The 24,057-nt window shown below is 69.5% G+C and carries 26 protein-coding genes and 1 tRNA gene; 5 read left to right on the top strand and 22 right to left on the bottom strand.

Translation table 11 applies throughout. The features are described from left to right. Positions 1-40: 40 nt before the first annotated feature. The gene (locus MRBLMX7_RS06575) at positions 41-1,072 is read right to left on the bottom strand and encodes a methionine synthase (RefSeq protein WP_363366847.1); all 1,032 of its coding nucleotides are present in this window, start codon (positions 1,070-1,072) and stop codon (positions 41-43) included. Between the two features lie 20 nt (positions 1,073-1,092). Then, positions 1,093-2,112: a putative oxygenase MesX gene (locus MRBLMX7_RS06580; protein ID WP_363366849.1), complete on the bottom strand. Its 1,020-nt coding sequence runs from the start codon at positions 2,110-2,112 to the stop codon at positions 1,093-1,095. 99 nt (positions 2,113-2,211) lie between these two features. On the opposite strand from MRBLMX7_RS06580, the gene MRBLMX7_RS06585 reads away from it, so the two are divergent. Further along, entirely contained in the window at positions 2,212-3,153 is a 942-nt protein-coding gene (locus MRBLMX7_RS06585; RefSeq protein WP_363366851.1) for a LysR family transcriptional regulator, read from the top strand. Positions 3,154-3,271: 118 nt separating this feature from the next. Here MRBLMX7_RS06585 and MRBLMX7_RS06590 read toward each other — a convergent pair whose 3' ends face one another. The 3 genes from MRBLMX7_RS06590 to MRBLMX7_RS06600 are packed head-to-tail and all read right to left on the bottom strand — an operon-like array spanning position 3,272 to position 6,412. Then, entirely contained in the window at positions 3,272-4,804 is a 1,533-nt protein-coding gene (locus MRBLMX7_RS06590) for a tripartite tricarboxylate transporter permease (protein ID WP_363366854.1), read from the bottom strand. A gap of 1 nt (position 4,805) precedes the next feature. Then, the gene (locus tag MRBLMX7_RS06595; RefSeq protein ID WP_363366856.1) at positions 4,806-5,417 is read right to left on the bottom strand and encodes a tripartite tricarboxylate transporter TctB family protein; all 612 of its coding nucleotides are present in this window, start codon (positions 5,415-5,417) and stop codon (positions 4,806-4,808) included. Continuing rightward, positions 5,417-6,412: a tripartite tricarboxylate transporter substrate binding protein gene (locus MRBLMX7_RS06600; RefSeq protein ID WP_363366858.1), complete on the bottom strand. Its 996-nt coding sequence runs from the start codon at positions 6,410-6,412 to the stop codon at positions 5,417-5,419. The genes MRBLMX7_RS06595 and MRBLMX7_RS06600 overlap by 1 nt, the downstream gene beginning before the upstream one ends. 151 nt (positions 6,413-6,563) lie before the next feature. On the opposite strand from MRBLMX7_RS06600, the gene MRBLMX7_RS06605 reads away from it, so the two are divergent. Both MRBLMX7_RS06605 and MRBLMX7_RS06610 read left to right on the top strand, forming a co-directional pair. Then, positions 6,564-7,832 carry a sensor histidine kinase gene (locus MRBLMX7_RS06605; RefSeq protein WP_363366860.1) on the top strand — a complete coding sequence of 423 codons (1,269 nt, stop codon included), beginning with the start codon at positions 6,564-6,566 and terminating at the stop codon, positions 7,830-7,832. After that, a complete protein-coding gene (locus MRBLMX7_RS06610) occupies positions 7,829-8,569 on the top strand; it encodes a response regulator (RefSeq protein ID WP_363366862.1) in 741 nt (246 codons plus the stop codon). Before MRBLMX7_RS06605 ends, MRBLMX7_RS06610 begins: the two co-directional genes overlap by 4 nt. Before the next feature lie 90 nt (positions 8,570-8,659). Here the strand turns inward: MRBLMX7_RS06610 and MRBLMX7_RS06615 are convergent. Together MRBLMX7_RS06615 and MRBLMX7_RS06620 are read right to left on the bottom strand one after the other, a co-directional pair. Then, positions 8,660-8,732: transfer RNA gene (locus MRBLMX7_RS06615), tRNA-Arg, on the bottom strand. Positions 8,733-8,798: 66 nt separating this feature from the next. After that, positions 8,799-9,383: an asparagine synthase gene (locus MRBLMX7_RS06620; protein ID WP_363366863.1), complete on the bottom strand. Its 585-nt coding sequence runs from the start codon at positions 9,381-9,383 to the stop codon at positions 8,799-8,801. A 129-nt stretch (positions 9,384-9,512) separates the two neighbouring features. Here MRBLMX7_RS06620 and MRBLMX7_RS06625 point away from each other — a divergent pair, with 129 nt between their 5' ends. Continuing rightward, a complete protein-coding gene (locus tag MRBLMX7_RS06625) occupies positions 9,513-10,367 on the top strand; it encodes an SDR family NAD(P)-dependent oxidoreductase (RefSeq protein WP_363366864.1) in 855 nt (284 codons plus the stop codon). Positions 10,368-10,394: 27 nt separating this feature from the next. Here MRBLMX7_RS06625 and MRBLMX7_RS06630 read toward each other — a convergent pair whose 3' ends face one another. The 9 genes from MRBLMX7_RS06630 to MRBLMX7_RS06670 all read right to left on the bottom strand — a co-directional run bounded on the left by MRBLMX7_RS06630 (position 10,395) and on the right by MRBLMX7_RS06670 (position 18,271). Next, positions 10,395-11,261 carry a hypothetical protein gene (locus MRBLMX7_RS06630; protein ID WP_363366866.1) on the bottom strand — a complete coding sequence of 289 codons (867 nt, stop codon included), beginning with the start codon at positions 11,259-11,261 and terminating at the stop codon, positions 10,395-10,397. A 7-nt stretch (positions 11,262-11,268) separates the two neighbouring features. Beyond that, positions 11,269-11,514 carry a hypothetical protein gene (locus tag MRBLMX7_RS06635; protein ID WP_363366868.1) on the bottom strand — a complete coding sequence of 82 codons (246 nt, stop codon included), beginning with the start codon at positions 11,512-11,514 and terminating at the stop codon, positions 11,269-11,271. Positions 11,515-11,615: 101 nt separating this feature from the next. Then, on the bottom strand, positions 11,616-13,802 hold the full coding sequence (locus MRBLMX7_RS06640; protein WP_363370849.1) for a heavy metal translocating P-type ATPase: 2,187 nt from the start codon (positions 13,800-13,802) through the stop codon (positions 11,616-11,618). A gap of 46 nt (positions 13,803-13,848) precedes the next feature. Next, the gene (locus tag MRBLMX7_RS06645; protein WP_363366870.1) at positions 13,849-14,058 is read right to left on the bottom strand and encodes a heavy-metal-associated domain-containing protein; all 210 of its coding nucleotides are present in this window, start codon (positions 14,056-14,058) and stop codon (positions 13,849-13,851) included. Between the two features lie 63 nt (positions 14,059-14,121). Then, positions 14,122-14,739, bottom strand: coding sequence for a GntR family transcriptional regulator (locus tag MRBLMX7_RS06650; RefSeq protein ID WP_363366872.1), 618 nt, complete (start codon positions 14,737-14,739; stop codon positions 14,122-14,124). Positions 14,740-14,848: 109 nt separating this feature from the next. Next, positions 14,849-15,490 (bottom strand): NADPH-dependent F420 reductase, encoded by a 642-nt coding sequence (locus tag MRBLMX7_RS06655; protein WP_363366874.1) that lies wholly within the window; start codon positions 15,488-15,490, stop codon positions 14,849-14,851. A gap of 63 nt (positions 15,491-15,553) precedes the next feature. After that, positions 15,554-16,492 carry a GNAT family N-acetyltransferase gene (locus MRBLMX7_RS06660; protein WP_363366876.1) on the bottom strand — a complete coding sequence of 313 codons (939 nt, stop codon included), beginning with the start codon at positions 16,490-16,492 and terminating at the stop codon, positions 15,554-15,556. A 25-nt stretch (positions 16,493-16,517) separates the two neighbouring features. Continuing rightward, positions 16,518-16,952 carry a Fe-S cluster assembly sulfur transfer protein SufU gene (sufU, locus tag MRBLMX7_RS06665; protein WP_363366878.1) on the bottom strand — a complete coding sequence of 145 codons (435 nt, stop codon included), beginning with the start codon at positions 16,950-16,952 and terminating at the stop codon, positions 16,518-16,520. Then, positions 16,949-18,271, bottom strand: a complete 1,323-nt coding sequence (locus MRBLMX7_RS06670) for an aminotransferase class V-fold PLP-dependent enzyme (protein ID WP_363366880.1) — start codon at positions 18,269-18,271, stop codon at positions 16,949-16,951. The genes sufU and MRBLMX7_RS06670 overlap by 4 nt, the downstream gene beginning before the upstream one ends. A gap of 55 nt (positions 18,272-18,326) precedes the next feature. Between MRBLMX7_RS06670 and MRBLMX7_RS06675 the strand changes: the two genes are divergently transcribed. Then, a complete protein-coding gene (locus MRBLMX7_RS06675; protein WP_363366882.1) occupies positions 18,327-18,974 on the top strand; it encodes a LysE family translocator in 648 nt (215 codons plus the stop codon). A 2-nt stretch (positions 18,975-18,976) separates the two neighbouring features. Here MRBLMX7_RS06675 and MRBLMX7_RS06680 read toward each other — a convergent pair whose 3' ends face one another. From MRBLMX7_RS06680 to MRBLMX7_RS06705, 6 genes are all read right to left on the bottom strand, one after another. Beyond that, positions 18,977-19,774: a DUF1206 domain-containing protein gene (locus MRBLMX7_RS06680; RefSeq protein WP_363366884.1), complete on the bottom strand. Its 798-nt coding sequence runs from the start codon at positions 19,772-19,774 to the stop codon at positions 18,977-18,979. Positions 19,775-19,883: 109 nt separating this feature from the next. Beyond that, positions 19,884-20,516 carry a GyrI-like domain-containing protein gene (locus MRBLMX7_RS06685; RefSeq protein WP_363366886.1) on the bottom strand — a complete coding sequence of 211 codons (633 nt, stop codon included), beginning with the start codon at positions 20,514-20,516 and terminating at the stop codon, positions 19,884-19,886. Positions 20,517-20,712: 196 nt separating this feature from the next. Next, positions 20,713-21,126, bottom strand: coding sequence for a hypothetical protein (locus MRBLMX7_RS06690; RefSeq protein WP_363366889.1), 414 nt, complete (start codon positions 21,124-21,126; stop codon positions 20,713-20,715). A gap of 47 nt (positions 21,127-21,173) precedes the next feature. Next, a complete protein-coding gene (locus tag MRBLMX7_RS06695) occupies positions 21,174-22,037 on the bottom strand; it encodes an AraC family transcriptional regulator (protein ID WP_363366891.1) in 864 nt (287 codons plus the stop codon). 71 nt (positions 22,038-22,108) lie between these two features. After that, positions 22,109-22,723 carry a VanZ family protein gene (locus MRBLMX7_RS06700; protein ID WP_363366893.1) on the bottom strand — a complete coding sequence of 205 codons (615 nt, stop codon included), beginning with the start codon at positions 22,721-22,723 and terminating at the stop codon, positions 22,109-22,111. A gap of 80 nt (positions 22,724-22,803) precedes the next feature. Beyond that, positions 22,804-23,973, bottom strand: a complete 1,170-nt coding sequence (locus MRBLMX7_RS06705) for an ROK family transcriptional regulator (RefSeq protein WP_363366894.1) — start codon at positions 23,971-23,973, stop codon at positions 22,804-22,806. Positions 23,974-24,057: the final 84 nt, after the last annotated feature.

A 24,057-nucleotide genomic window follows, 5' to 3' on the forward strand; every position in this document is an offset into this window, starting at 1 on the left:
CCGGGTGCGGAACGGCCCGGGCGCGAGCACGGCCGACGCCTCAGGCCCCGGCGAGCTCCTCGCGCAGCAGTGCCGCCCCCGCGCTGAGCGCGCTCAGCTTGGCAAGGGCTGCACTGCGGGGCAGCGGCGCCATGCCGCAGTTGGTGCTCGGCACGAGCTTGTCGGCATCCACGAACTCCAGCGCGTCGCGCAGGACGTCGGCCACCTCCTCGGGCGTCTCGATCTTCTCGCTCGCGACGTCGATGGCCCCGAGCATGACCTTCTTGCCCCGGATGAGCTCGATGAGATCGAGCGGCACGTGCGAGTGCGCGCGCTCCAGCGACACCGTGTCGATGATCGACTTCTGCAGCAGCGGGAACGACTCCTCGTACTGACGCCATTCCGGCCCCAGGGTCGCCTTCCAGTCGGTGTTCGCCTTGATGCCGTAGCCGTAGCAGATGTGCACGACGGTCTCGGCGCGGAGCCCCTCGGCCGCCCGCTCGAGCGTCGCGACACCCCAGTCCTTCAGCTCGTCGAAGAACACGTTGAAGGCGGGTTCGTCGAACTGGATGACGTCGACGCCCGCCGCCTCGAGCTCCCGTGCCTCCTGGTTGAGGATCGTCGCGAACTCCCAGGCGAGCTTCTCACGGCTGCGGTAATGCCGGTCGGACAGCGTGTCGATCATGGTCATCGGCCCGGGCAGCGCCCACTTGATCGGCCGATCGGTCTGCTGGCGGAGGAACTTCGCGTCGTCGACGAACACCGGCTTCTCCCGGCTGACCGCTCCGACCACGGTCGGCACGCTCGCGTCGTACCGATCGCGGATCCGCACGGTCTCGCGCTGATCGAAGTCGACGCCGCTGAGGTGCTCGATGAACGTCGTCACGAAGTGCTGGCGGGTCTGCTCGCCGTCGCTGATGACGTCGATGCCGCGACGCGTCTGCTCCAGCACGGCGCTGCGCAGAGCATCCTGCCGCCCCTCGGTCAGCGCTTCGCCCTCGAGCTTCCACGGCGACCAGAGCGTCTCGGGCTGCGCGAGCCACGAGGGCTTGGGAAGGCTGCCGACGATCGACGTGGGGAGGAGCGTGTTCACGGCCTGCGCCGTCCGGACGCTCACGCGGCCGCGACCGGGGCCGACGCCGTGAGGCGGACCGGGTCGCCTGCGACCCATCGAGCCAGCAGGTCCCCGTGCGGCTTGATGAAGTGCTCCTCCGTGTGCCTGCCCTGCGCGAGGGCGAGGCGGCTGCGCTCTTCGCGGTCGTAGCCGATGCGGGTCGTCGAGTAGTCGTGCTGGTCGAGTGTAGGGCGGTACACGCTCGCCGCCGCGGAGTTGGCGTTGTAGATCTCCGGACGGTAGATCTTCTGGAACGTCTCCATCGTCGCGATCGTGCCGGCCAGCTGCAGGTTCGTGTAGTCGTTCAGCAGGTCGCCCTCGAAGTAGAAGGCGAGCGGTGCGACGCTCCCCGGAGGCATGAAGTACCTCACCGTGAGCCCCATCTTCCCGAAGTAGGCGTCGGTCAGGGAGCCGTCGTCGTCCTGGACGTATTCGACGCCGAGGACCGGGTGGTGGTTCTCGGTGCGGCGGTACTCCTTGCTCGTCGAGACGCTGATGCAGATGACGGGCGAGGTCGTGAAGCGCTCGCGGTACGCCGCCGAGTCGAGGAAGTGACGAAACAGCTTGCCGTGCAGCGATCCGAAGTCGTCGGGGACGGTGAATCGTCCCGCCGCCTCGGTCGCTGCGGGCAGCAGGATGCTGAAGTCGAAGTCGCGCACGTAGGACGAGAAGTTGTTCCCCACGATGCCGTGATGGCGACGCCCGGTCGCTTGGTCGACGATCCCGATGTCGAGGACCTCGAGCAGCGGGAAGTGCTCGTCGTCGCTGCCGTCGGCGAACTCGAGGGCGGCCGAGATGATCTCGAGCTCGAGCGTGTACCGATCTCGGGTCGGGTTGTCCCAGTGTGCGAGGTCGTTGAATCGCCGGTCGATCATGGTCAGGGCGTTGCGGAGGTTGTCCTGGCGATGCTCGCCGCGGGCGAGGTTGGCGAAGTTCGTGGTGATCCGCGAGTCCTCGGACGGCGTGTAGTCCTCGTCGAAGCGCGTGGTGGTGATGTGGAACGTGAAGTCGTTCGCCATGAGCGGGCCCATCTGCTGGAAGTCGGTGTCTCCATCGTGCGCGCCTTAGGGTCATATCAGGTAACTACCCTCGACTATGCGCGGATATAGTCTTTACCTATGGCTCGCGCATCGAGCGGCATCACGCTGCAGCAGCTCCACTACTTCGTCGAGGTCGCGGCGGAGGGATCGATCAGCGCGGCCGCCGACCTGCTCTACGTGTCGCAGCCGACTATGTCCGCCGCGATGAAGGATCTTGAAGCGCGCGCCGGACGCACGCTCCTCCTCCGCTCCGCCCGAGGCGTCACGCTCACCGCAGACGGCGCGGAGTTCCTCGGGTACGCGCGCCAGGTCACCGAACAGGTCGAGCTGCTCGAACAGCGCTATCTCGGCCGACCGCCGTCGCGGCGGCTGCTCGGCGTCTCGGCGCAGCACTACTCGTTCGTGATCGACGCGTTCGTGCGGATGGTCAGGTCCAGCGGCGCCGCGGAGTACGAGTTCTCGCTGCGGGAGACCCGTACGTGGGACATCATCGAGGACGTGCGGACGCTGCGCAGCGAGCTCGGCATCCTGTACCGCAACGACTTCAACCGCAGCGTGATCGACAAGCTGCTGCGCGACTCGGGACTCGCGTTCCGCCCGCTGTTCCTCGCGGACCCGCACATCTTCATCTCGCGCAAGAATCCGCTCGCCGCGCGCGACCGCGTCACGCTCGACGACCTCGCCGGCCTCCCCCGCCTCACCTTCGACCAGGGCGCGAACAACTCGTTCTACTTCGCGGAGGAGATCCTCTCCACCCTGTCCAGCGCGCAGGAGATCCGCGTCTCGGATCGCGCGACCATCTTCAACCTCATGATCGGCCTCGACGGCTACACGATCTCCACCGGCATCATCAGCGACGATCTCGACCCCGAGATCGTCGCGATCCCGCTCGACGTCGACGAGCGCATCGAGATCGGATGGATCGGCCACTCCGCCATCCCCCTGACCGACCAGGCGCAGCGCTACCTCGTCGAGCTGCGCACCGTCGTGTCCGACTTCGGCGTCACCCTCCTCGGCTGACCCACCCCACCCGCCCGCCCCGCCCGGTCCGCGGCCACTGAAAGATGGGAAACGCATCGGAAGCGGGGGCTTCCGATGCGTTTCCCATCTTTCGTCCGCGGTAATCCCCCGCCAGGCGTCAGGCGTCGACGGTCTCCTTCTTCGCCTCGGCCTTGGCCTGGGCGCGGGCGACGATGCGTCCGCGGACCGCGAGCAGCAGCACGACGGCGAGCAGCGCGTACAGCGTGATCGAGATCGGCCCCTGCACCAGCACCGAGAAGTCGCCGTTCGCGCTCATCGCGGCATCGCGCAGGCTCGTCTCGGCGAGCGGACCGAGCACCATGCCGATGATCAGCGGGGCGAGCGGGTAGTCGAGCGCCCGCATCAGGAATCCGAGCAGACCGATGCCGAGCAGCATGAGCAGATCGAACGTCGAGCCGCTCGTCGCATAGATGCCCAGCGCGCAGAAGATCGTGATCCCCGCGTACAGGTAGGGACGAGGGATGAGCAGCAGCTTGGCCCACAGCATCGCGAACGGGAGGTTCAGGATGAGCAGCACGATAATCGCGATGAAGAAGCTCGCGAGCAGCGCCCACACGAGCTCGGGCGCCCGCTCGAACAGCAGCGGACCGGGCTGCAGCCCGTACTGACGGAAAGCGGCGAGCATGATGGCCGCGGTCGCGGAGATCGGCAGCCCCAGGGCGAGCAGCGCGCCCATCGCCATGCTCGTGGTCGAGTTGCCGGCCGCCTCCGGTGCGGCCAGACCGCGGATCGCGCCGGTGCCGAACTTCGGGCGCGCCCGGCGCGCGTCGAGACGCTTCTCGAGTCCGTACGCGAGGAAGGTCGGGATCTCGGAGCCGCCCGCCGGCACCACGCCGAACGGCAGGCCGATCGCCGTTCCACGGAACCAGGCGGGAGCCGCTTCCTTGAATTCGCCGCGGGTGAGCCAGGGCCGTCCCGACGGCTTGATGAGCGCCTTGTCCTTCATGTGCCGCTCCAGGCACGCGACGTAGATGACCTCGCCGAGCGCGAGAATCGCCACGGTCACGGTGACCAGCGAGACGCCGTCGAAGAGGTTCGGGGAGCCCATGGTGAAGCGCGGGGCTCCCGAGACGCCGTCGACGCCGATCACAGCGATGCCGAGACCCAGGAACAGTGAGGTCAGGCCCTTGATGACGTTGTCGGTGACGACCGACGACGTCGCCACGAAGGCGAACACGGCGAGCGCGAAGAACTCCGCCGGTCCGAACCTGCTCGAGAAGTCGGCGAGAGCGGGGGCGAGGAAGACCACGACGATCGAGCCGATGAAACCGCCGATGAAGGCGCCGATCGCGGCGGTGGCCAGGGCTTGCGCCGCTCGTCCGTTCCGGGCCATCTTGTGACCCTCGATGGTCGAGGCGATGGCCGACGCCTGTCCAGGGGTGTTCATCAGGATGCCCATGGTCGAGTCGCCGAACAGGCCACCGAAGTAGACGCCCGCGAACATGATGAACGCGGCCGTGGGTTCGAGCGAGAAGGTCACGGGCAGCAGCAGGGCGACCGCCATCGAGGAGCCGAGGCCCGGCATGACGCCGACTGCGGTGCCGAGCAGGCATCCGATCAGAACCCAGACGAGGTTCTGCCAGGTCAGCGCGCCGGCGAAGCCCTCTGCGAGAAGCTGAAGCACATCCATGTCAGAACCCCCAGCCGAGAATGCCCGAGGGCAGCGACATGCCGAGCGCCATGTCGAACGCGATGTACGAGAGCGAGCTCACGGTGAGTCCCACCACGAGGCTGAACAGCCAGCGGGTCGAGCCGAAGCCGCGGGCGATGCACCAGAACAGGAGTCCTGCGGCGATGATCCAGCCGAGGATGTTCAGCACGAGCGCGAAGACGAGGAACGAGCCGACGACCCAGGCGAGCGACCTCGCATCGACGCGGACCGTGCGCGGCACGGCCGGCTTCTCGGGAGCGGATGCGGATGCCGGAGCGGTCGGCGTCGCCGGGCCGGATGCCGCGCTGTCGGGCTCTGTGCGGTGCTCGCGCACCGCCCCCACGACGAGCAGTGTCGCGAACAGGTAGAGCCCCGCGGTGATCAGCATCGGGAAGAACTGCGGCCCGGGGAACGCTGATCCCTCCGGCACCTTCATGGTGATGATCCCCACCAGCAGGTAGGTCGCGAACGCGACCAGGACCGTGGGCATCGTCAGGCTCTTGAGCAGGGCCGCAGCCCGGCCCGGACCGGCGCCGAACGCCAGGCGCTGCCCGACGACCGCCGACACCGCCGTCGGATTGTTCGATGACATCACAGCCCCATCTCTTCGTACAGCTGCTCGATGCGGGTGTGCTCGTCCGCGAGGAACGCGTCGAGCTCCTCGCCCATGATGACCCGCTCGGTCCAGCGGTAGCGCTCGATCGCGTCCTTCCACTCCGGGGTCGCGATCGAGTCGGCGATGAGCTCGCGCAGACCGTCGACCTGCTCGTCCTCGAGCCCTGCCGGGGCGGCGAGCATGCGCCAGTTCGTGAGCGATATATCGTACCCCTGCTCGGCCGCCGTCGGGATGTCGATGCCGTCGACCGACTCCTCGGCGACGAGGGCGAGCGCGCGCAGCCGGCCGGACTCGATCTGATCGATGTTGTCGGGGTACCCGCCGGCCGCCGCCTGGGCCGTGCCGTTGAGGAGCGCCTGGATCGCCTCACCTCCGCCGTCGGACGAGATGTACGTCGTGTCGAGCGGGGCGATGCCCGCGCTGAGGGCGAGGTCGGTGACGACGAGCTGATCGAACGAGCCGCCGCCGGTCCACGGGACGCCCTTCGGGTCGGCCTTCCACGCCTCGACGAGGTCGTCGAGCGTCTCGTAGGGCGAATCCGCGGGCACGACGATGACGTCGTACTCCTCGACGACCACGGCGAGCGGCGTCACATCGTCGAGCGTGGCGGCGGAGCCGAACTGGATCGTCGCGGCCATGAGGCCCGTGCCTCCGACGAGGAGGTTGTTCGGCTGCCCCTCGAGAACGGAGACGTTGCCGAGAGCGATCGTGCCGCCGGCGCCGGGCATGTTCACGACCTGGACGTTGTTGACGAGCCCGTTCGCCTTCTGCGCCTGCTGGAGCTCGCGCGCCACGCCGTCCCATCCGCCGCCGGCCGCGGCCGGAGCGATGATCGTCATCGACGCGTGGATGTCCTGACCCGCCGCAGCCGACGTGATGGACCCGAACGCGGCGATGCCTATCGCCGCGGCGGCGATTGTGCCGCCTATGACGCGCGGAAGAACCCGCGTACCCGATGAACCCGTCGTCATCATTGCCTCCTCATGCGGACACCGTTGTCGCCGCAAGACGGTTATTAGGATGGCAAGGGACCGAGCGCACGTCGCGTGCGCTCGGCTTTGTGCTCATAGATGCTCATGGGAGAGCGGAGCGCGGCGATCCAGCGACGGAGAGGCAGCCGAGATGAGACGCAGCAGTGGCGCCCGCGCCGCGCGCCTCGGGATGCTCGTGCTGCCCAGTCTCATCGTGCTCGCGGCGGTCGGAGCGACGGCGTGGGTCGCGATCGCGGCGCAGGAGCGCAGCATCCGCGCATCCACCGCCGATCGCGTGCACGAGGTGGCCACGAGTCTCGCGGTGCTCCCCGAGGTGCGACGCACCCTGGAGTCCTCGGTGGACAGCGGTGACGAGGACGATCTGGCGGACGCGGACGACCTCGCCGCCGCGACCGAGGAGCTGCAGCCGCTCGCCGACATCGTCGGGCAGGCCGCGGGGGTGTACTACGTCGTGATCACCGACGACGAGGGAGTGCGGATCACGCATCCGGACGCCTCCGAACGCGGAGTTCGCGTGTCGACCACGAACGCGACGGTGCTGGCTGGCGAGGAGTTCCTCGGCACCGAGACGGGCCCCTCGGGCCGCTCGCTGCGCGCGAAGGTCCCGGTGTACGGCGATGGCGATCGAATCATCGGCATGGTGGCCGTCGGCGTGCTGGAGTCGAGCCTCGCGGCACGTCGCGACGAGGCTCTCGGCGACATCCTGCCCTGGATCATCGGCGCACTCGTCGTCGGCACGCTCGCGAGCTCCGCCGTCGGCGCGGCGATCGAACGGCGGTTCCGCCGGCTCGACGAGGAAGCGGCCGAGCACGAGCACCTGCGGCGCATCACCTCTGCGCTGCGCGAGCAGTCCCATGAGTTCAGCACACGCCTGCACGTGATCCACGGGATGGTGTCGCACGGCGACGCGGACGACGCGCTGGCGTACATCGACGGCATCGTGCCGGTGCTCACCTCCGCACGCCCGGCAGCGGCAGGGTCGCCCGTGACGAGCGCCGCGATCGAGGCGGTGCAGACGGAGCTCACCGTGCTCGGCGCACGGCTCGAACTCGAGATGGATCGCGACATCGAGATCGACGAAGGCGTGCTGCTCGTGTTCGCGAACCTCTGCCGCAATGCAGGAGAGGCGGGCGCCCATCGCGTGCGCTGCTCACTGGCGGAGCACGGGCGGACGCTGGTCGGCTCGGTGGAGGACGACGGCCCCGGCATCGACCCCGCCGACGTCGAGCGGGTGTTCGCGCGCGGGTACTCCTCGAAGTCGGATCACGCGGGAGGTGGACGCGGGATCGGGCTCGACCTCGTCCGTCGCACGGTGATGGCGCGCGGCGGCGTGATCGAGGTGGGGCGTTCCGGTCTCGGCGGGGCGCGCTTCGACTTCGAGATGGAGGCGACCCGGTGAGCGGCATCCGCGTTCTCGTGGCCGACGACGATCCCGGCGCCCGTGCTCTGCACGGCCGGTTCATCGCCGAGACGCCCGGCTTCGTCCTGGTCGGCACCGCGGGCACGGGGGCCGCAGCGCTCGCGCAGGTGACGGACGACGTCGATCTGCTCCTGCTCGACATGCGGCTGCCGGACATCAGCGGAGTGGAGGTGCTGCACCGGCTCCGCGCCCGGTCGGCGGAAGGACTAGACGTCCTCGTCATCAGCTCCTCCCGCGACCAGGTCACGGTGCGGCAGGCGCTCGCCGCGCACGTTGTCGGGTACTTGATCAAGCCCTTCACCCAGGAGGTCCTGCAGCAGCGACTGGAGGACTATCAGGCACGACGCCGCATCCGCGACCTCGACGAGCAGGAACGTCCGCTCGCGCAGGGCGAGGTCGATCGACTGCTGGCCACCGGCAGCATCCGCCTCACCGACCGTGCCGCGAAGGGATCCTCTGCGACGGCGGCGGAGCGGCCGGAGGGGCTGCCGAAGGGGCTCGCCGAGGTCACGATGGCCCGCGTCGTCGCCGTCCTCGATCCGGTCGCCTCGATGTCGGCCTCCGAGGTGGCGGCGACCTGTGCGCTCTCGCGCGCGACCGCCCGCCGGTACCTCGACCATCTCGTGGCCACGGGCGTGATCGACCTGGCGCACCGCTACGGCAAACGCGGACGGCCGCAGGTCCTGTACCGCCTCGCCCCGGCACCCGACGCGTAGCGCGACCGCCCACCAGTGCACGATCGGTTGCGGGAACCGACGGGGATGCAGAAATCCCCGCCGCAGATGCGACGGGGATTTCCGGTGATGTGCGCCCGAAGGGACTCGAACCCCTAACCTTCTGATCCGTAGTCAGATGCTCTATCCATTGAGCTACGGGCGCTCCTGGACCGCTCAGCGGGCCGTGGAACAGCTTATAACAGTCCTCAGGCGATTGCGAATCGACGGGTCAGGACGCCCGCTCCTCGACTTTCTGCTGCTTCTTCGTGCGCTTCGCCTTGGCGCGCTGCAGCGAGGACAGCGCCTGCAGGTCGACGAGGCGGAGGGCCTGCATCCTCGCGTCGCGCATCCGGTCGTAGTCGGGATCCTGGTCGGGACGCATGCCCTCCACGCGCAGACGGCGGTCGAGGTTGTGGCGCACGTCGGACCACGCTGCCTCGCGGGCCTCCTCGACGATCGTCGTCAACGCCGCGTCGTCCTGCATCATCTCGCGCAGGCGCGTCGCGACGCCGTGCGACTGCTTGGCCCGACGTCGGAGGTTGCGCACGTCTCTGTCGCGGTAGTCGTGAGTGCCCGAAGGATCGGAGTGGCGTCCCCTGGCTCGCTTGCGCAGCGCGGTGAGGTTCTCCTCCGCCTCCTCGGACTCCTCCGCCATGGCTCGCAGCGCCTCGCGCGCATCGTCCATGTACTTCTGCGTGTCGAAGACCCCGCCCTCGGCGATCGTTCCGATGAGGATGTGGTTCTTGACCGCCAGGCGCGCGGCAGCGGTCGCGATCGCGACGCCTTCCGCGATGGCCTCAGCCGTTCGTCCCACCGCAACCTCCTCCCTTCGAGCGTACCGGTTTCGCCCCCGCGAGCGGTCGGACAGAATGGAGCGGATGCGGGTCGCGAGGACCCGCCCGGGGATCGGCGCCGCTCCCGATCAGCGGCGGGAGGAGCAGGCATGAGGCGTCTCGCGCTGACCGGGAGCACGACCGTGATCACGGGTGCGGCGAGCGGGATGGGCGCAGAGATCGCCCGGCTCCTCGCCCCGCGGGGCGTGCACCTCGCGCTGCTCGACCACAATGCGGAGGCGCTGGCAGACCTCGCGGCCGGACTCGGCGGGACGGTGACCACGCACGTCGTGGATCTGCGCGACGACGAGGCGGTGTCGACCACGGCGCGCGACGTCGAGGGTTCGCATCCGCGCATCAACGCCCTCATCACGTGCGCGGGATCCTCGATGCTCGGCACGCTCGACCAGCTCACGATGGAGGAGATGCGCTGGCTGACCGACGTGAACCTCTGGGGCACGGTGTCGATCACCAAGGCGCTGCTGCCCGCCCTGCGAACCGCCCCTGCCGCGCACATCACCCATCTCGCGAGCGTGTACGCGCTGGCCGCGCCGGCTGGACGCATTCCCTATGCGCTCAGCAAGTTCGCGGTGCGCGGCTTCTCCGAGGCGCTCCGGCACGAGCTCGAGGGCACCTCTGTGACGGTGGGCGCTGTGTACCCCGCCGGCGTGCGCACCGGCATCATCCTGCACGGACGCTACGCCGCGGCGATCGATCCCGCAGTGGCGGCACGGGCCGCAGCGGCGCAGGCGCGGATGTACCACACGGACCCGACGGATGCCGCGGCGCAGATCGTCCGCGCCACCGAGCGTCGCCGCCCGCGGACCATGGTCGGCCGCGAGGCCCGCCTGATCGACGTGCTCGTGAGGCTGGACCCCTCTTCGTACTGGCGGGTGATGCGCCGCCCCCTGCGTGAGGCGATCGATACGACGACACCGATAGACACGACGACGCCACCGGGCTGACGCTCGACGGAGCGAGGTCGAGACGCCTCAGCGCACCGCGCCGACCCAGATGCCGGAGGCCCAGGCCTGCTGCGCGGTGTCGCATCCCACCGACCCGGGGTAGCCGCGGACGACAGCCATGCAGTTCGCGAGGAACTCCGGGTCGCCGCCGAACAGCGACCGGTAGGCGTCCGCCGAGTTCAGCGAGCCCCACACCTGGAACTGGTAGATGTGGGCGAGCTCATGCGCCATCGCCCAGTTCAGCCTCTCGGTGCTCCACCCTGCGATGTCGGCGCGGTACTTGATGTAGCCGTTGCTGTTGGCGCAGGCCGGAGCCGTGCCGCCCGCGCACGAGGCCGATTCGTAGAGTCCGACCCCCGCCCCGCCGACGGTGTCGAGCGCGGCGCGCACGCGGGCGTAGCCCTCCGGCCCGCTGGACGACCACCGCGGCCCACCCGGGCCCGCCGACTGCGCCGCCTGCCAGGTGGCGACCTCCTCCCCGACCTTCTCGGTGAGGGCGTGCACAGTCGCGGTCGCGGCGACCACGACGGCGGGGTCGTCGTGCTCGGCGAGCACGGTCTGCTGGGCGGAGACAGCCGCGGCCCTGTGGGTCGAGGTGTCCACGGCGGCGCCCGCGCCGTTGATCACGGCGCCGAATGCGGCGATCTCGTCGAGGAAGGCCGGACGCACCTCGAGCACGGCCGCGCGGTCGGCGGTGTCGCGTTCGGCGATCTCGATCATCCCCGCGAGGTGGTCGGCGCGCATCTGCGTGCGGTCGGTCGACTGGGTCACGGCCTGAAGCTCGGCGATGACGTCGGCGCGCTCCTCGTCGAGCGCGACCGCGCGCGCGATCAGACCGCCGCTCATCATCACGGCGCCCACGACGAGGACCGAGAGCACCCGCCGGATCACCATGCGGCTCTCACGGCAGGAATCCGGTCGCGTCGGCGATCTGCGCGTCTTGCTCGGCGATCGTGGAGCGGAGGGCGGTGAGCTGCGCGGCCAGGAGCTCGGTGCGGTCCTGCGCCTCGTCGAGGCGTTCCTGGGCACGGATGACGGCGGCCTTCGCCTCGGCGACGGCGTCGACGCGCTGCTGGTCGGCGACCACGACGAGGACGGCTCCGCCGACCACGAGAAGCCCTCCGGCGATCACCGCGATGACCCGCATATCGCTCCCCAGAACATGAACGTGCGTCCGGAACGATTCCGTAGGGCCAATATATCCACGCGCCGGGGTCGCTACCAGTTCATACCGGCGGAGGCGCCGGGTCACGCCGAGGGCGCCGCCGTCCGGAACCGCCGCAGACGGAGACTGTTCAGGACGACGAACACGCTGGAGAACGCCATCGCCGCGCCGGCGAGCATCGGGTTGAGAAGCCCGAGGGCCGCGAGCGGGATCGCGGCGACGTTGTACGCGAGAGCCCAGAACAGGTTGCCGCGGATGGTCGCGAGCGTGTGACGGGCGAGGCGGATCGCGTCGACCGCTCCCCACAGGTCGCCGCGCACGAGGGTGAGCTCGGACGCCTCGATCGCGGCATCCGCCCCCGACCCCATGGCGATGCCGAGGTCGGACTGCGCCAGCGCGGCAGCGTCGTTGACTCCGTCGCCGACCATCGCGACGACCGCGCCGTCACTCTGCAGGGCGGCGATCTCGGCTGCCTTCTGCTCGGGAAGGACTCCGGCCCGCACGCGGTCGACGCCGACCTCCGCGGCGACCGCGATGGCCGCCCGCTCGTTGTCTCCCGTGAGCAGCACCGGGGACAGTCCCAGGTCGCGCAGCGCGGCGATCGCCGCCGGACTGCTCGGCTTGACGCGATCGGCCACCACGAGGATGCCGCGGACTCGGCCGTCCCATGCGGCTGCCACCGCGGTACGGGCCTGCGCCTCCGCCGCCGTGAACGCCGCGGCGAGCCGGTCGTCGAGCACGAGCCCCCAGTCGGCGAGGAACGCCGGACGGCCGACGATGACCGTGTGCCCGTCGACGACGCCCGCCACGCCCTGCCCCTGCTCGCTGCGGAAGTCGGTGACGGTCGGGATCGCGCCGAACCGCTCGGTCGCGCCGCGCACCACGGCCTGCGCGATCGGATGCTCGGAGGCGTCCTCGAGCGCCGCGGCGTACCGCAGCACGGCATCCTCGTCCTCGCCGTCCGCCGGGATCACGTCGGCGAGAGTCATCCGCCCCGTCGTGACGGTGCCCGTCTTGTCGAGCACGATCGTGTCGACCCGTCGTGTGGACTCGAGCACCTCGGGTCCCTTGATGAGCACGCCGAGCTGTGCGCCGCGCCCGGTGCCGACCAGGAGCGCCATGGGAGTCGCCAATCCGAGGGCACAGGGGCAGGCGATGATGAGAACGGCCACCGCGGCCGTGAAGGCCCCCGCAGCTCCTCCGCCGCTCAGCAGCCAGATCGTGAGCGTGAGCGCCGAGATGCCGAAGACGATGGGGACGAACACGGCGGAGAGCCGATCGGCGAGTCGCTGCGCGTCGGCTTTGCCGGACTGCGCCTCCTCCACGAGCTGCGCCATCCGTGCGAGCTGCGTGTCCGCTCCGACGCGAGTGGCGCGGACGAGCAGTCGACCCCCGACGTTGACGGTCGCACCGGTCACCGCGTCGCCGGTTCGCACCTCGACGGGCACTGACTCCCCGGTGAGCATCGAGGCGTCCACGGCGGACACACCGTCGACCACGATGCCGTCGGTCGCGACCTTCTCCCCCGGTCGCACCGCGAACACGTCACCGACCCCGAGGCGGGCGAGCGGCATCCGCTCCTCCACGCCTTCGCGTACGACCGACACGTCCTTGGCTCCGAGCTCCCCGAGGGCGCGCAGCGCCGCGCCGGCTCGACGCTTGGAGCGCTGCTCCAGGAATCGCCCGAGCAGCAGGAACATGGTGACGCCCGCCGCGACCTCCAGGTAGATGCTGCCGAGGCCGTCGCCGCGTTCGATCGTGAAGCGGAACGGATGCGTCATGCCCCACATGCCCGCGGTTCCGAAGAACAGCGCGTACAGCGACCACAGGTAGGCCGCTGTGACACCGACCGAGATCAGCGTATCCATGGTCACGGTGCGATGCCGCGCATTGATCACGGCCGCACGGTGGAACGGCCAGGCTGCCCACAGGACGACCGGGGTGGCGAGTGCGAGCGACGCCCACTGCCACCCGGGGAACTGCAGGGGCTCGATCATGGCGAGGAGGATGACCGGCACGGCGAGCGCGACCGCCACGAAGAGGCGTCGGCGCAGCATCCGGTAGGCGGGATCCTGGGCGTCTGATTCCACGGCTCGCGGAAGGGCTGCGGTGTAGCCGCTGCGCACGACCTCGGAGATGAGGTCGTCGGCGGCGATGCCCGGAGAGACCTCGATGTGCGCCTTCTCGGTCGCGTAGTTCACCGAGGCCGAGACGCCGTCCATGCGGTTGAGGCGCTTCTCGATGCGCGCTGCGCAGGACGCGCAGGTCATCCCACCGATCTCGAGGTCGTAGACCGCTCCGCTCGCCACGGTCGACTCAGGCGCGCGTCGCGCTGTAGCCGGCCTCGTCGACCGCAGCCAGCACGGCCGTATCGTCGAGGGCGACGTCGGAGGTGACGACGAGCGCGCCGGAGGCGGCGCTCACGTCGATCGCGGTGACGCCGTCGATCTTCGCGACCTCGCTGCGCACCGAGCCCTCGCAGTGCCCGCAGGTCATCCCGGTCACGGTGTAGGCGGTGGTGGTCATGGCGGTTCCTCTCTTCGGCGGACCCCTCAAGCATACCCCCTAGGGGTATGTAGAGGGTCGGACTCAGGGAGAGGCCGGATCCACACCGAGACGACGCGCGGCGGACGCGACGGAGTTCATCGTGTGCTGAGGGATCAGCTCGCGCAGCGCGGCAGCATCCTGCGCCTCGACCGCCTCGAGGATCACGCGGTGCTCCTCGGCCGTCTCGACGAGATCGTCGTGCTGGCCGAACAGCCATCGCAGCCGCGTCGTGAACACGCTGACCATCTCGAAGATCGTGTCGTTCGCGGCGAGGTGCGCCGCGACCTCGTGGAACCGGGTCGCGGCGATCCGCGCCGCCTCCACGTCGCCCGCTTCGGCCGCCGCGAACTCCTGCTCGTAGACGGCGCGCAGCCGGGCGACGCCCTCGGCTGTGCGGCGCTGCGCGGCGAACACGAAGATCATCGTCTCGACGGCCTCGCGCACCTCGCCGAAGTCCTGCAGCTCCTGCCGGGTGAACTCGCGCACCACGGCCCAGGTGCGCGGCCGTGCGACGACGACGCCCTCCGCGACGAGCGTGCGAATGGCCTCGCGCACGGGAAGACGCGAGACGTCGAGCTCGGCCGCGATGTCGCGCTCGACGAGCCGGGAGCCGGGCATGCGCCGCCCCAGCACGATGTCATCGCGCAGAATACGCGTCACCCTCACCGACTCGAGTTCGCCGGCAGCCCCCGCCTCCGCCATAACGGGATTGTCTCATCCCGATATGGCGAGCGACAAGTTTGGTATCCCAGTGCTCCAGGATACGAGGTCAGGGCAGGCGGTTCGCGATCGCGAGGTTGGCGCGCAACTCGTCCGCGTTCTGACGCACGACGTACGCAGGACGATCCCGCTCGACGCGCCACGACTCGCTGAGCGGCCCGACGTTCACGGTGTCGAACCCCGCGGCATCGTAGAAGCGGGTGACGAAGTCGACCGCCTCGGCGTCATCACCCGCGGTCGCGAGCGCACGACGATCCGGAGTGCCCGCGGGAGTCCCGGTGGTCGTGATGTCCGCGGCTCCGATGTGGTTGAAGGCCTTCACGACGCGCGAGGTCGGCAGCGTGCGCTGCAGCAGCTCCGAGGTCGTCGTCTCGCCCCGGTCGAGCTCGGGGATGCGCCCGTCTCGCTCGAAGTAGTAGTTGTTCGTGTCGAGCACGATCTTGCCGGCGAGCTCGTCCACAGGCAGGTCGTCGATGCGCCCGAGCGGGATCGTCACGACGGCGACGTCGGCGGCTGCGGCCGCATCCGCCGCGCTCGCGGCACGCGCGTTCGGCCCGAGATCGGCCACGAGGCCGGCGAGCGTCTCCGGGCCGCGTGAGTTCGCGATCACCACGTCGTACCCGTTCGCTATCGCGACGCGCGCGACCTGGCTGCCGATGTGTCCTGCTCCGATGATTCCGAGAGTGCTCATGACGGTGCCAACACCCGACTCGCGTGGCTATTCCCCTCGGCGTGCGTCCTCGGTCACGCAGAGTCACACCGAGCGCAGGAACCTCTGCTCCACGCGTCGGTATCCCAGCCCCTCGTACATCGCGATCGCGCCGGCGTTGAACCCGAACACGTGCAGACCGATCGACTCGGCGCCGATCCGCCGCGCCTCCTGCTCGGCGGCGAGCATGATCTCCCGACCGTGGCCCCGACGACGGTGCGCCTCCGCCACCTCGATGTCGAGGACGAAGGCGTGCGGTCGCCCGACGCGCGTGCGCTCGCCGAGCCACAGGATGCCGACCTCCTCGTCGTCCGCGTGCGCCGTGAACAGAAGCTGACCGGCCGAGTCGACGCCCTCTGGCAACTCCAGCATCATCTGCCGGTGCGACTCGGTCGCGGCCGCCTCCGCCGAATAGCGCCCCGAGGCCACGAGGTCGTCCGCGAACGCCGACTCCGAGTGCGCCGCGAAGGCGACGAACCGTTCGGGCGTCATGCGGCGCAGCTCGATGCGAGGGGCCGCGTCACGGACGGGCAGCGGCTCGAGCAGCATCTGCATCGAGGCGAGCTCGAACCCCCTCCCCTGTAGGAACGCGTGCCCATCGGCATCCGTCGCATAGAGCGCCACGGACAGACGCTTCACGCCCTGCCGGGTCACCAGTGCCGTCAGCGCCTCGAACAGACCGTCGCGCTGGGTCTCGTCGGGAGTGGTCGTGAACAGGAGGTCGACGACGAACAGGATGCCGTCGTTCGCCGCGAGCCAGACCGTGCCGATCTCCACACCGTCGTCGACGATCGTGAGGATCAGCGAGGTCTCGGTGTCCCACCCCGACGGCAGCAGCTCGGTGAGGAAGGCCTCGGCGTGCGCGACCGCATCGTCTCCGAGCAGCATCCGCGACTCCTGCCGCAGTCGGATGAGGCGCTCCCGCGTCGCGATCAGCCAGGTGTCGAAGCGGTTCTCGTCCAGGGGGATCAGCTGCACAGACATGTCTCCATCCTGCACCCCGTGCAGCTCAGGACTTGTGCAGCGCGTCCTCCGCCGCGACCCACGCGAGCATCGCGCACTTCACGCGCGCGACGTAGCGCGAGACGCCACCCAGGGCCGCCGCGTCTCCCAGCAGCTCCTCGTCGGGCTCGATCTTGCCGCGCGAGCGCATCGCCTCGCGGAAGGCCGCGATCCGCACCTCGAGCTCCTCGACCGTGAGCCCCTCGGCGAGCTCGGCGAGCAGCGAGGCGGAGGCCTGCGAGATCGCGCAGCCGTGTCCTTCCCACGCGATCGCCTCGACGCTGCCGTCGTCGGCGCGATGCACCTGCAGGGTGACCTCGTCGCCGCACGTCGGGTTCACCTGGTGCGACTGCGCGGCGATCTCCTCGCGGAGCCCGAAGCCGTGCGGGGTGCGCGAATGGTCGAGGATGAGCTCCTGGTACAGGTTCTGCAGGTCGCTCATGCGCCCCTCCCGAAGAATCGTATGGCTCCGGCGACGCCGTCGATCACGGCCTCCACCTCGGCCTCGGTCGTGTACAGGTACGTGCTCGCCCTCGTCGACGAGGTGATCCCCAGCCGACGGTGCAGCGGCTGCGCGCAGTGGTGTCCCACGCGCACGGCGATGCCGAGATCGTCGAGATACTGCCCCACATCATGCGAGTGGATGCCGGCGACGTCGAAGCTCGCGAGCCCGACGCGCGGCAGGTCGATGCCGGATCCGAGCACCTGCACGCCGTCGATCGCGCTCAGCCCCTCGACCAGACGTCGCCCGAAGGCGGCCTCGTGCGCCGCGATGCGCGGCATGCCCACGGCGGTGAGGTAGTCGATGGCTGCGGCGAGCGCGACGGCCTGCGACACGCGCTGCGTGCCCGCCTCGAAGCGCTGCGGCGGCGGAAGGTACTCGGCCTCGGTCGTCGTGACCGTCGTGATCATGGAGCCGCCGGTGAGGAAAGGCGGCATCGCCTCGAGCAGCGCGCGCCGACCGTACAGCGCGCCGATGCCCGAGGGACCGAGCATCTTGTGCCCGGACAGCACCGCGAAGTCGACATCGAGCGCGCGCACGTCGAGCGGCAGGTGCGGTGCCGACTGGCACGCGTCGAGCAGCACGAGCGCCCCTGCCGATCTCGCCAGCGCGAGAAGCTGCTCCACCGGGTTGACGACGCCCAGCACGTTCGACACGTGGGTGAACGCGACGAGTCGGGTGCGCTCGCCGATCATCTCGGTGGCGACGTCGAGGCGCAGCGCGCCGTGGTCGTCGAGCGGGATCACGCGCAGCGTCGCCCCGGTGCGCGCGGCGAGCTCCTGCCACGGGATGAGGTTGGCGTGGTGCTCCATCTCGGTCGTGACGATCTCGTCGCCCGGCCCGATCCGCAGCCCCGCCGCGGCGTCTCCCCCGCGCCCGAGCGACGCGTTCGAGATCGAATAGGCCACGAGGTTGATCGCCTCGGTCGCGTTCGACGTCCAGACGATCTCATCCTCATCGGCGCCGACGAAACGTGCGACCGTCGCCCGTGCCTCCTCGAACACCTCGGTGGCCTCGGCGGCGAGGGTGTGGGCACCGCGGTGCACAGCGGCGTTGAGGGTGCTCGCGAACTCGCGTTCGGCGTCGAGCACCGCGAGCGGACGCTGCGAGGTGGCGCCGGAGTCGAGGTACGACAGCGGATGCCCGTTCACCTCGGTCTGGAGGATCGGGAAGTCCTCGCGGAGACGCCGCACCTCGGCATCCGTCAGCGGGGCGTCCGTCAGCGGGTCTATCGCGTCGGCAGGGCGGAGAAGACTCATCCTTCTAGCTTCTCATCTGGCGTCGCAGGACGGGTCGCGGGTCTAGGCTCGCACCATGATCAGCGGCGACACTCTCGCGACTTTCATCGTCGCGGCGTTCATCATGGTCGTGATCCCCGGCCCGACGGTGCTGTTCACGATCGGGCGCGCGATGGCCCTCGGCCGGCTCGGCGGCTTTCTCAGCATCCTCGGCACCGCGCTCGGCTCGCTGGTGCTCGTGGTCGGCGTCGCTCTCGGCGTCGGCACGGTGATCGCCCAGTCCGTCGTGCTGTTCACGATCGTGAAGGTTCTCGGTGCCGGCTACCTCGTGTTCCTGGGCATCCAGGCGATCCGTCATCGGAAGGATGCCGCGGCGGTCGCGACCGGGCCGCAGCCGCGGCGCTCGGGTGCCCGCCTGCTCGGAGAGGGTGTCGTCGTCGGCGTGACGAACCCGAAGTCGATCGCGTTCTTCCTCGCGATCCTGCCGCAGTTCGTCGACCTGCACGCCGGGTCGGTGCCCATGCAGCTGCTCGTGCTGGGCGGGATCGTGGTGGCGATCGGCGTCTCGTGCGACGCGATCTGGGTGCTGCTCGCGAGTGCGGCGCGCCAGTGGTTCGGCCGCTCACCGCGCCGGATCGAGGCCATGGGGGCGACCGGCGGCGGACTCATGATCGCCCTCGGCGCATTCCTGCTCGTGTGGAGCGAGAAGCCCGCGACGGCCTGAACTCACATGCGGGCGTAGCGGGCGCGCACGATCGAGAAGACCCCGTAGACCGCGAGCCCCGCTCCGACGAGCCAGAGGATCACCCGGCCGAACGGCAGATCGGCGAGGCTGCGCAACGCAGCGTCCAGACCGCCGGACTTGTCAGGGTCGTCCGTCCACGCCGCGATCACGAACAGGATGCCGGTGACCGCCACCGCGATGCCCTTCGCGACGTATCCGACCACACCGAGGACGACGATCGGCGGACGCCCCGCGCCCGAAGGAAGGTCGAGCATCTTGCGGAACCCGGTCGTCACCCCGCTGACGAGGAAGCCGATGCCCACGCCGACGACCGTGAGACCGATCACGATCAGCAGGAACACACCGCCCGGGGTGGAGAGCAGCACGGCGCTCAGCGTCTTCGACGATGTCTCGGACTCGGCGTGGCCGCCGAACGCGTAGATCAGCGCGAGCCCTGCGATCACGAGGTAGGCGATCGCGATGCCGAACAGCTTGATGCGCTGCCCCCACTTCTTCACCTCGCCGCCGGACGCGACGAAGGCGCTGACGATGTTCCACACCGCGAGCGCGATGAGCGCGGCCGCGATGACCGCCAGCACGAGACCGCCGACGGGCGTGGAGCGGATCTGCTCCATCGCGCCGTCCTGGTCTGCATCGCCACCCGCGCCCGATGCGATCGACACCGCGATCGCGCCGATGATGATGTGCACCAGGCCGACCACCACGAATCCTGCGCGGGCGACCCGGCGGAAGGCATCGGATCCGCGAGCCTCGTGCGCGGCGGACTTCGCTGTCGTCATCCGAGCAGGATATCTCGGGCGGTCCGGGTCCGATCAGCCGACCGTGTCCCGATCTGCTGACGAACCGTGGGTACCCGTCGGCGGATCGGGCCCGGATCAGCGGATCGGGTCAGACGCGCTCCACGGGCTGGCGCAGGATCGTGCGCAGCTTCTCGGGCGCTGAGCGACGCGGGTCGCCGAGGTAGATCTCGTGGTGCCGCCCCGTCATCCGCAGACCGTTGTCGGGGATGAACTTCTCATGCATCTCCGCGAGCACCGGCGCCTCGTCGTCGTACGAACCGATGTGCAGCGTCTGCACGCACAGCCCCTCGTCGAGGGTCTCGAGCCGCACCGAGCGGAGAGCCGCGGGAGGCTGCTCCTTCTTCTTCGCGGACTTCGTCTCGACCGCATCCACGGCATCCGCGAACATCCGCGGCGTGATGTGATCCGGAACGTGGATCATCATGGTCCACAGCCACGCCGACTTGTCGCGCCGCGAGGTGAACGACGCCATGTCCGGCGCATGCCACAAGCCTTCCAGAGGCATCACGACCGTGTCGATGCCGAGCTGCGCGCGCGCCGCGAACTTCAGCGTGTACGCGAGCGGGAACAGCCCCGACACGGCCTCCGCGTACTCGGGCGCGGTGTTCGGATCGCCCGCGCCGTCGACCATGAGGTACTGCAGCGGCGGCACTTCGACGATGCGGAACTCGCCGCGCTTCGCCTGATACGCGTCGAGCGTCTTCTTCGGGTCGATCGGCATGGCTGGACCTCACTGCTCGCTGGGATCGTTTCCTCATGGTGCCACGCAGCACGGGTGCCGGCCGGATCCGGGTTTCGGCAGGGGGTCTCGGCGGATCGTTTCTCCGAGTGTCGCGTGTCCGCAGATCGATGACGATCAGGCCGACCGAAAAGATCGTTACCGGCGGACGCCCTTCTCATCACGGACCATGCGCTCTCTACACGCAGGACAGAGTCGAGTACACCTCGATCACTCGTTCGGTGTCGGGATAGCCGGCGTCGTCGAGAGCCGATCGCACGTCTTCACGGACGGCCTCGAGGTAGGCGGACCCGTGAAGTCGAATGACAGGCACGGCCTCGAGGTCGGGGTCGTCGCCCAACAACCGGAACCAGCTCGCCCGCTGCGCATCGCTGACCGTGGCCTCGTCGAGCGCCTCGGCTGCGATGCGGCCAGCCTCCGCCGGCGGGTCGTCGACGGCGGGGCTGAGCCACCAGCTGATCTCACACGTGCCACCGGGTACCGACACGACCTCCGAGCGATCCGGCTCGCTCAAAGGCGGCATCGATCGGCATCCCGCCATCAGGACAGATGCCGCCAGCAGTGACGCGATCAGTGCTGCCCGTCTTCTCATCCCGCGATCCTACGTGCCGCATGCTCGCTCCCGCCCGACATCCGAGATCACGTCGGTTCGACCGCCAGCCACAGCTCACAGGTGGCGCTCGTGCCCGTGAACTCGAGGTAGCGGACGATCGACGGCCCCGGCCGCAGGCGCCACGGGTTCGACGGGAACCACTCGGTCGCCGTCGCCGCCCAGAGGGTCTGCAGCGTCTCGGGGAACGGGCCGCTCGCGGTGAAGACCGCCCATGCGCCCGCATCGACGCGCATCGCGTCCAGGTCGGCCGGCACTTCGGCATCCGCCGGCACGGAGACTCCGTGCAGATAGGTGAGCATCGTTCCTTCCGGCGCGTCCGACGGTGTGTCACCCGTGACGGCGAGGATGCCTCCCGGCTCGGTGCCGCTGAGCGCCTTGAGGCGCGCATGCTCCTCGGCGGGGATGCCCGCGATGTGCTGCTGGATGTGCGGGTTGACGCCCTCGTGGATGAGCGGCACCTCGACGGCGTGACCGACGAGGACGAGCTCGGGTGCGGTGGTGATGGTGACGTCCATCGGACTTCTCCCTTCGACGCTCAGGCGGAACCGGAGCGTGGGTTGTGTGCGGAGAGGACCCCCGTCTCGGCGCGCGTCCGCCGGTGCGATTCCGTGCACGGCACGGAAAGCGCGACCGAACGCCTCGACGGACCCGTAGCCGTGTCGCACGGCGACGTCGATCAGATTCGTCGTTCCGGCCGCCAGCTCGGCTCCCGCGAGCGTCATACGCCGCCTACGGATGTATTCCGACAGCGGCATGCCCGCGAGTGCCGAGAACATCCGGCGCAGGTGGTACTCGCTCGTACCGTGCGATCGAGCGAAGTCGGCGAGGTCTGATTCCTCGCCGCCCGCCGCCTCGACCTGGTCGACCAGGGCGTTGAGCGTTCCGATCATGAGGTCCTCCTTTCCTCACCATCGTGCGGCTCGAGCGTATCCCCGCGCCCGATCATCCGTGCCCGATTCGATCAGGTCGACGAAGACGACCGCGAGCCCGATGTCGGGATCGACGGTGACTCCGCATCGAGCCGGTCGGCTCCACCCGGTGAGGGCCAGGCGACCAGATCTGCCAGCCGACGGAGCGATGGGACGAGCATCGCCACTCGCAGGAGGATATAACCCACCACCGTTCCGAGAACGTTCGTGATGAGGTCATCGATGTCCGCGACGCGGCCGGGGCTGATGGTGATGTCGCCGATGAACTGGACGACCTCGATCGTGCCGCTCACCACAAGCCCGACGAGTGCTGTCCGCAGCCAGCTCGATGTGCGCAGGAGAAGTGGCGCAAAAACGCCGAGTGGCACGAAGAGCGCCACGTTGAGCGTCAGCCCGATCGGGTCGTCGACGAGGTCCTGGAACGGCACGATGCTGATCCAGATCCACCACGGCTTCTCATACTCGGACGGACCGAGGCTGAGGGGAAGGAAGGTGAGGGAGACCAGCGCTGCGAAGTAGACGGTCGCGGTGACGCCGCTGAACAGCCGCAACGGGGTGAATCTCCCACCGATGCGGAGTCGCCATGCGGTGAGCGCGATGCCGCCGGATACGAGCGCGGCGATGATGACGAGGTCGACGGGGCTCACCACGCAATCCTTTCATTCGCTCACCACCGGCATGACGATAGGCGGCCGCCCCTGCGCGGGACGTCGCTGTCGTGATCGGATCAGCCGCGCGAGCCTGGATCGGCGAGCAGATCGGCGAAAGCGAGTTCGGCGGCGCCGATCAGCAGGCGATCCTGGCCGAGGGCCGCGGGACGGATCTCGAACCCTTCCGCGCTCTCCGACATCGCCAGCGCGGCGACGTCATCCACGAGTCTCTCGCTCTGCAGGGCGGCGAGCGTCGCGAGGAACCCTCCCAACACGACCACCGACGGATTCAGCACGTTCACCGCGTTGGCCAGCGCGCTCGCGAGGACGCGAGCCTGGCGGGCCACCTCGGCTTCCACCGCGACGGACTCGGATGCCGTGAGCGCGGCGTCGAGCGTCTCGTCGTCGGCCTGATCGAGGTCGGCGACGTCCAGCAGCATCCGACGGCTCACCTCGGCCTCCAGCGTGCCGTCGCCCGTGCGACGGTCCGCGTCGTCGGAGATGCGCGGACGGTTCTGTCCGAACTCCCCCGCGTAGCCGCCCGCCCCGGTGACGGGGATGCCGTGGATGATGAGCCCGCCGCCGATGCCGGACGCGCCGCCGTTGAGGTACACGACGTCGTCGAAGCCGTGCCCTGCGCCGTAGCGGTGCTCGGCGATCGCGCCGAGGGTCGCGTCGTTGTCGACGGAGACAGGGAGTCCGGTCGCCTCGCGCACGAGCTCGGCGAACGGCACGTCGCTCCAGTGCAGATGCGGGGCGTTGCGGACGACCCCGTCGTCAGAGCGGACCAGACCCGGCACGGCGATCCCCACGGACTCGATGCGGGCACCCGCGAGCACGTCGGCGCTCCAGGTGGAGATGCGATCGACGACGACGGCCACGACGTCCTCGGGCGTCGGCACCGTCTCGTGCGCGATGCGCTCCCGCACGAGGATGCTGCGATCCAAGCCGACCGCAGCGATCTCGGTCGCGTCGATCTCGGGGTTGACCGCGATCGCGACGACCCCGGCCGAGGGCCTCACGACGGGAGAGGGCCGGCCGACGCGACCGGCGACGTCGGGGACGCTCTCCTCCACGAGCCCGCGACGCACGAGTTCGGCGACGAGGTCCGCGATGGTGGAGCGGTTCAGCCCGGTCGTCTCGGTGAGCTCTGCCCGTGACTGCGCTCCGAGTTCGTGGACGAGTCTCAGGAGGCGCGCGAGGTTGTGCGGGCGGGTGCCCGTGGCGGGACTCGTCGGTGACGGCATCCCTTCACTGTAAGGGGTGGACGATGCCGTTGTCATGAGATATGTTGTGACACGCAACTTATTCGATGACCTGCGCAGGAGCGG

It is taken from the genome of Microbacterium sp. LMX7-1.2 (assembly GCF_040675935.1).
Taxonomy (GTDB): Bacteria; Actinomycetota; Actinomycetes; order Actinomycetales; family Microbacteriaceae; genus Microbacterium.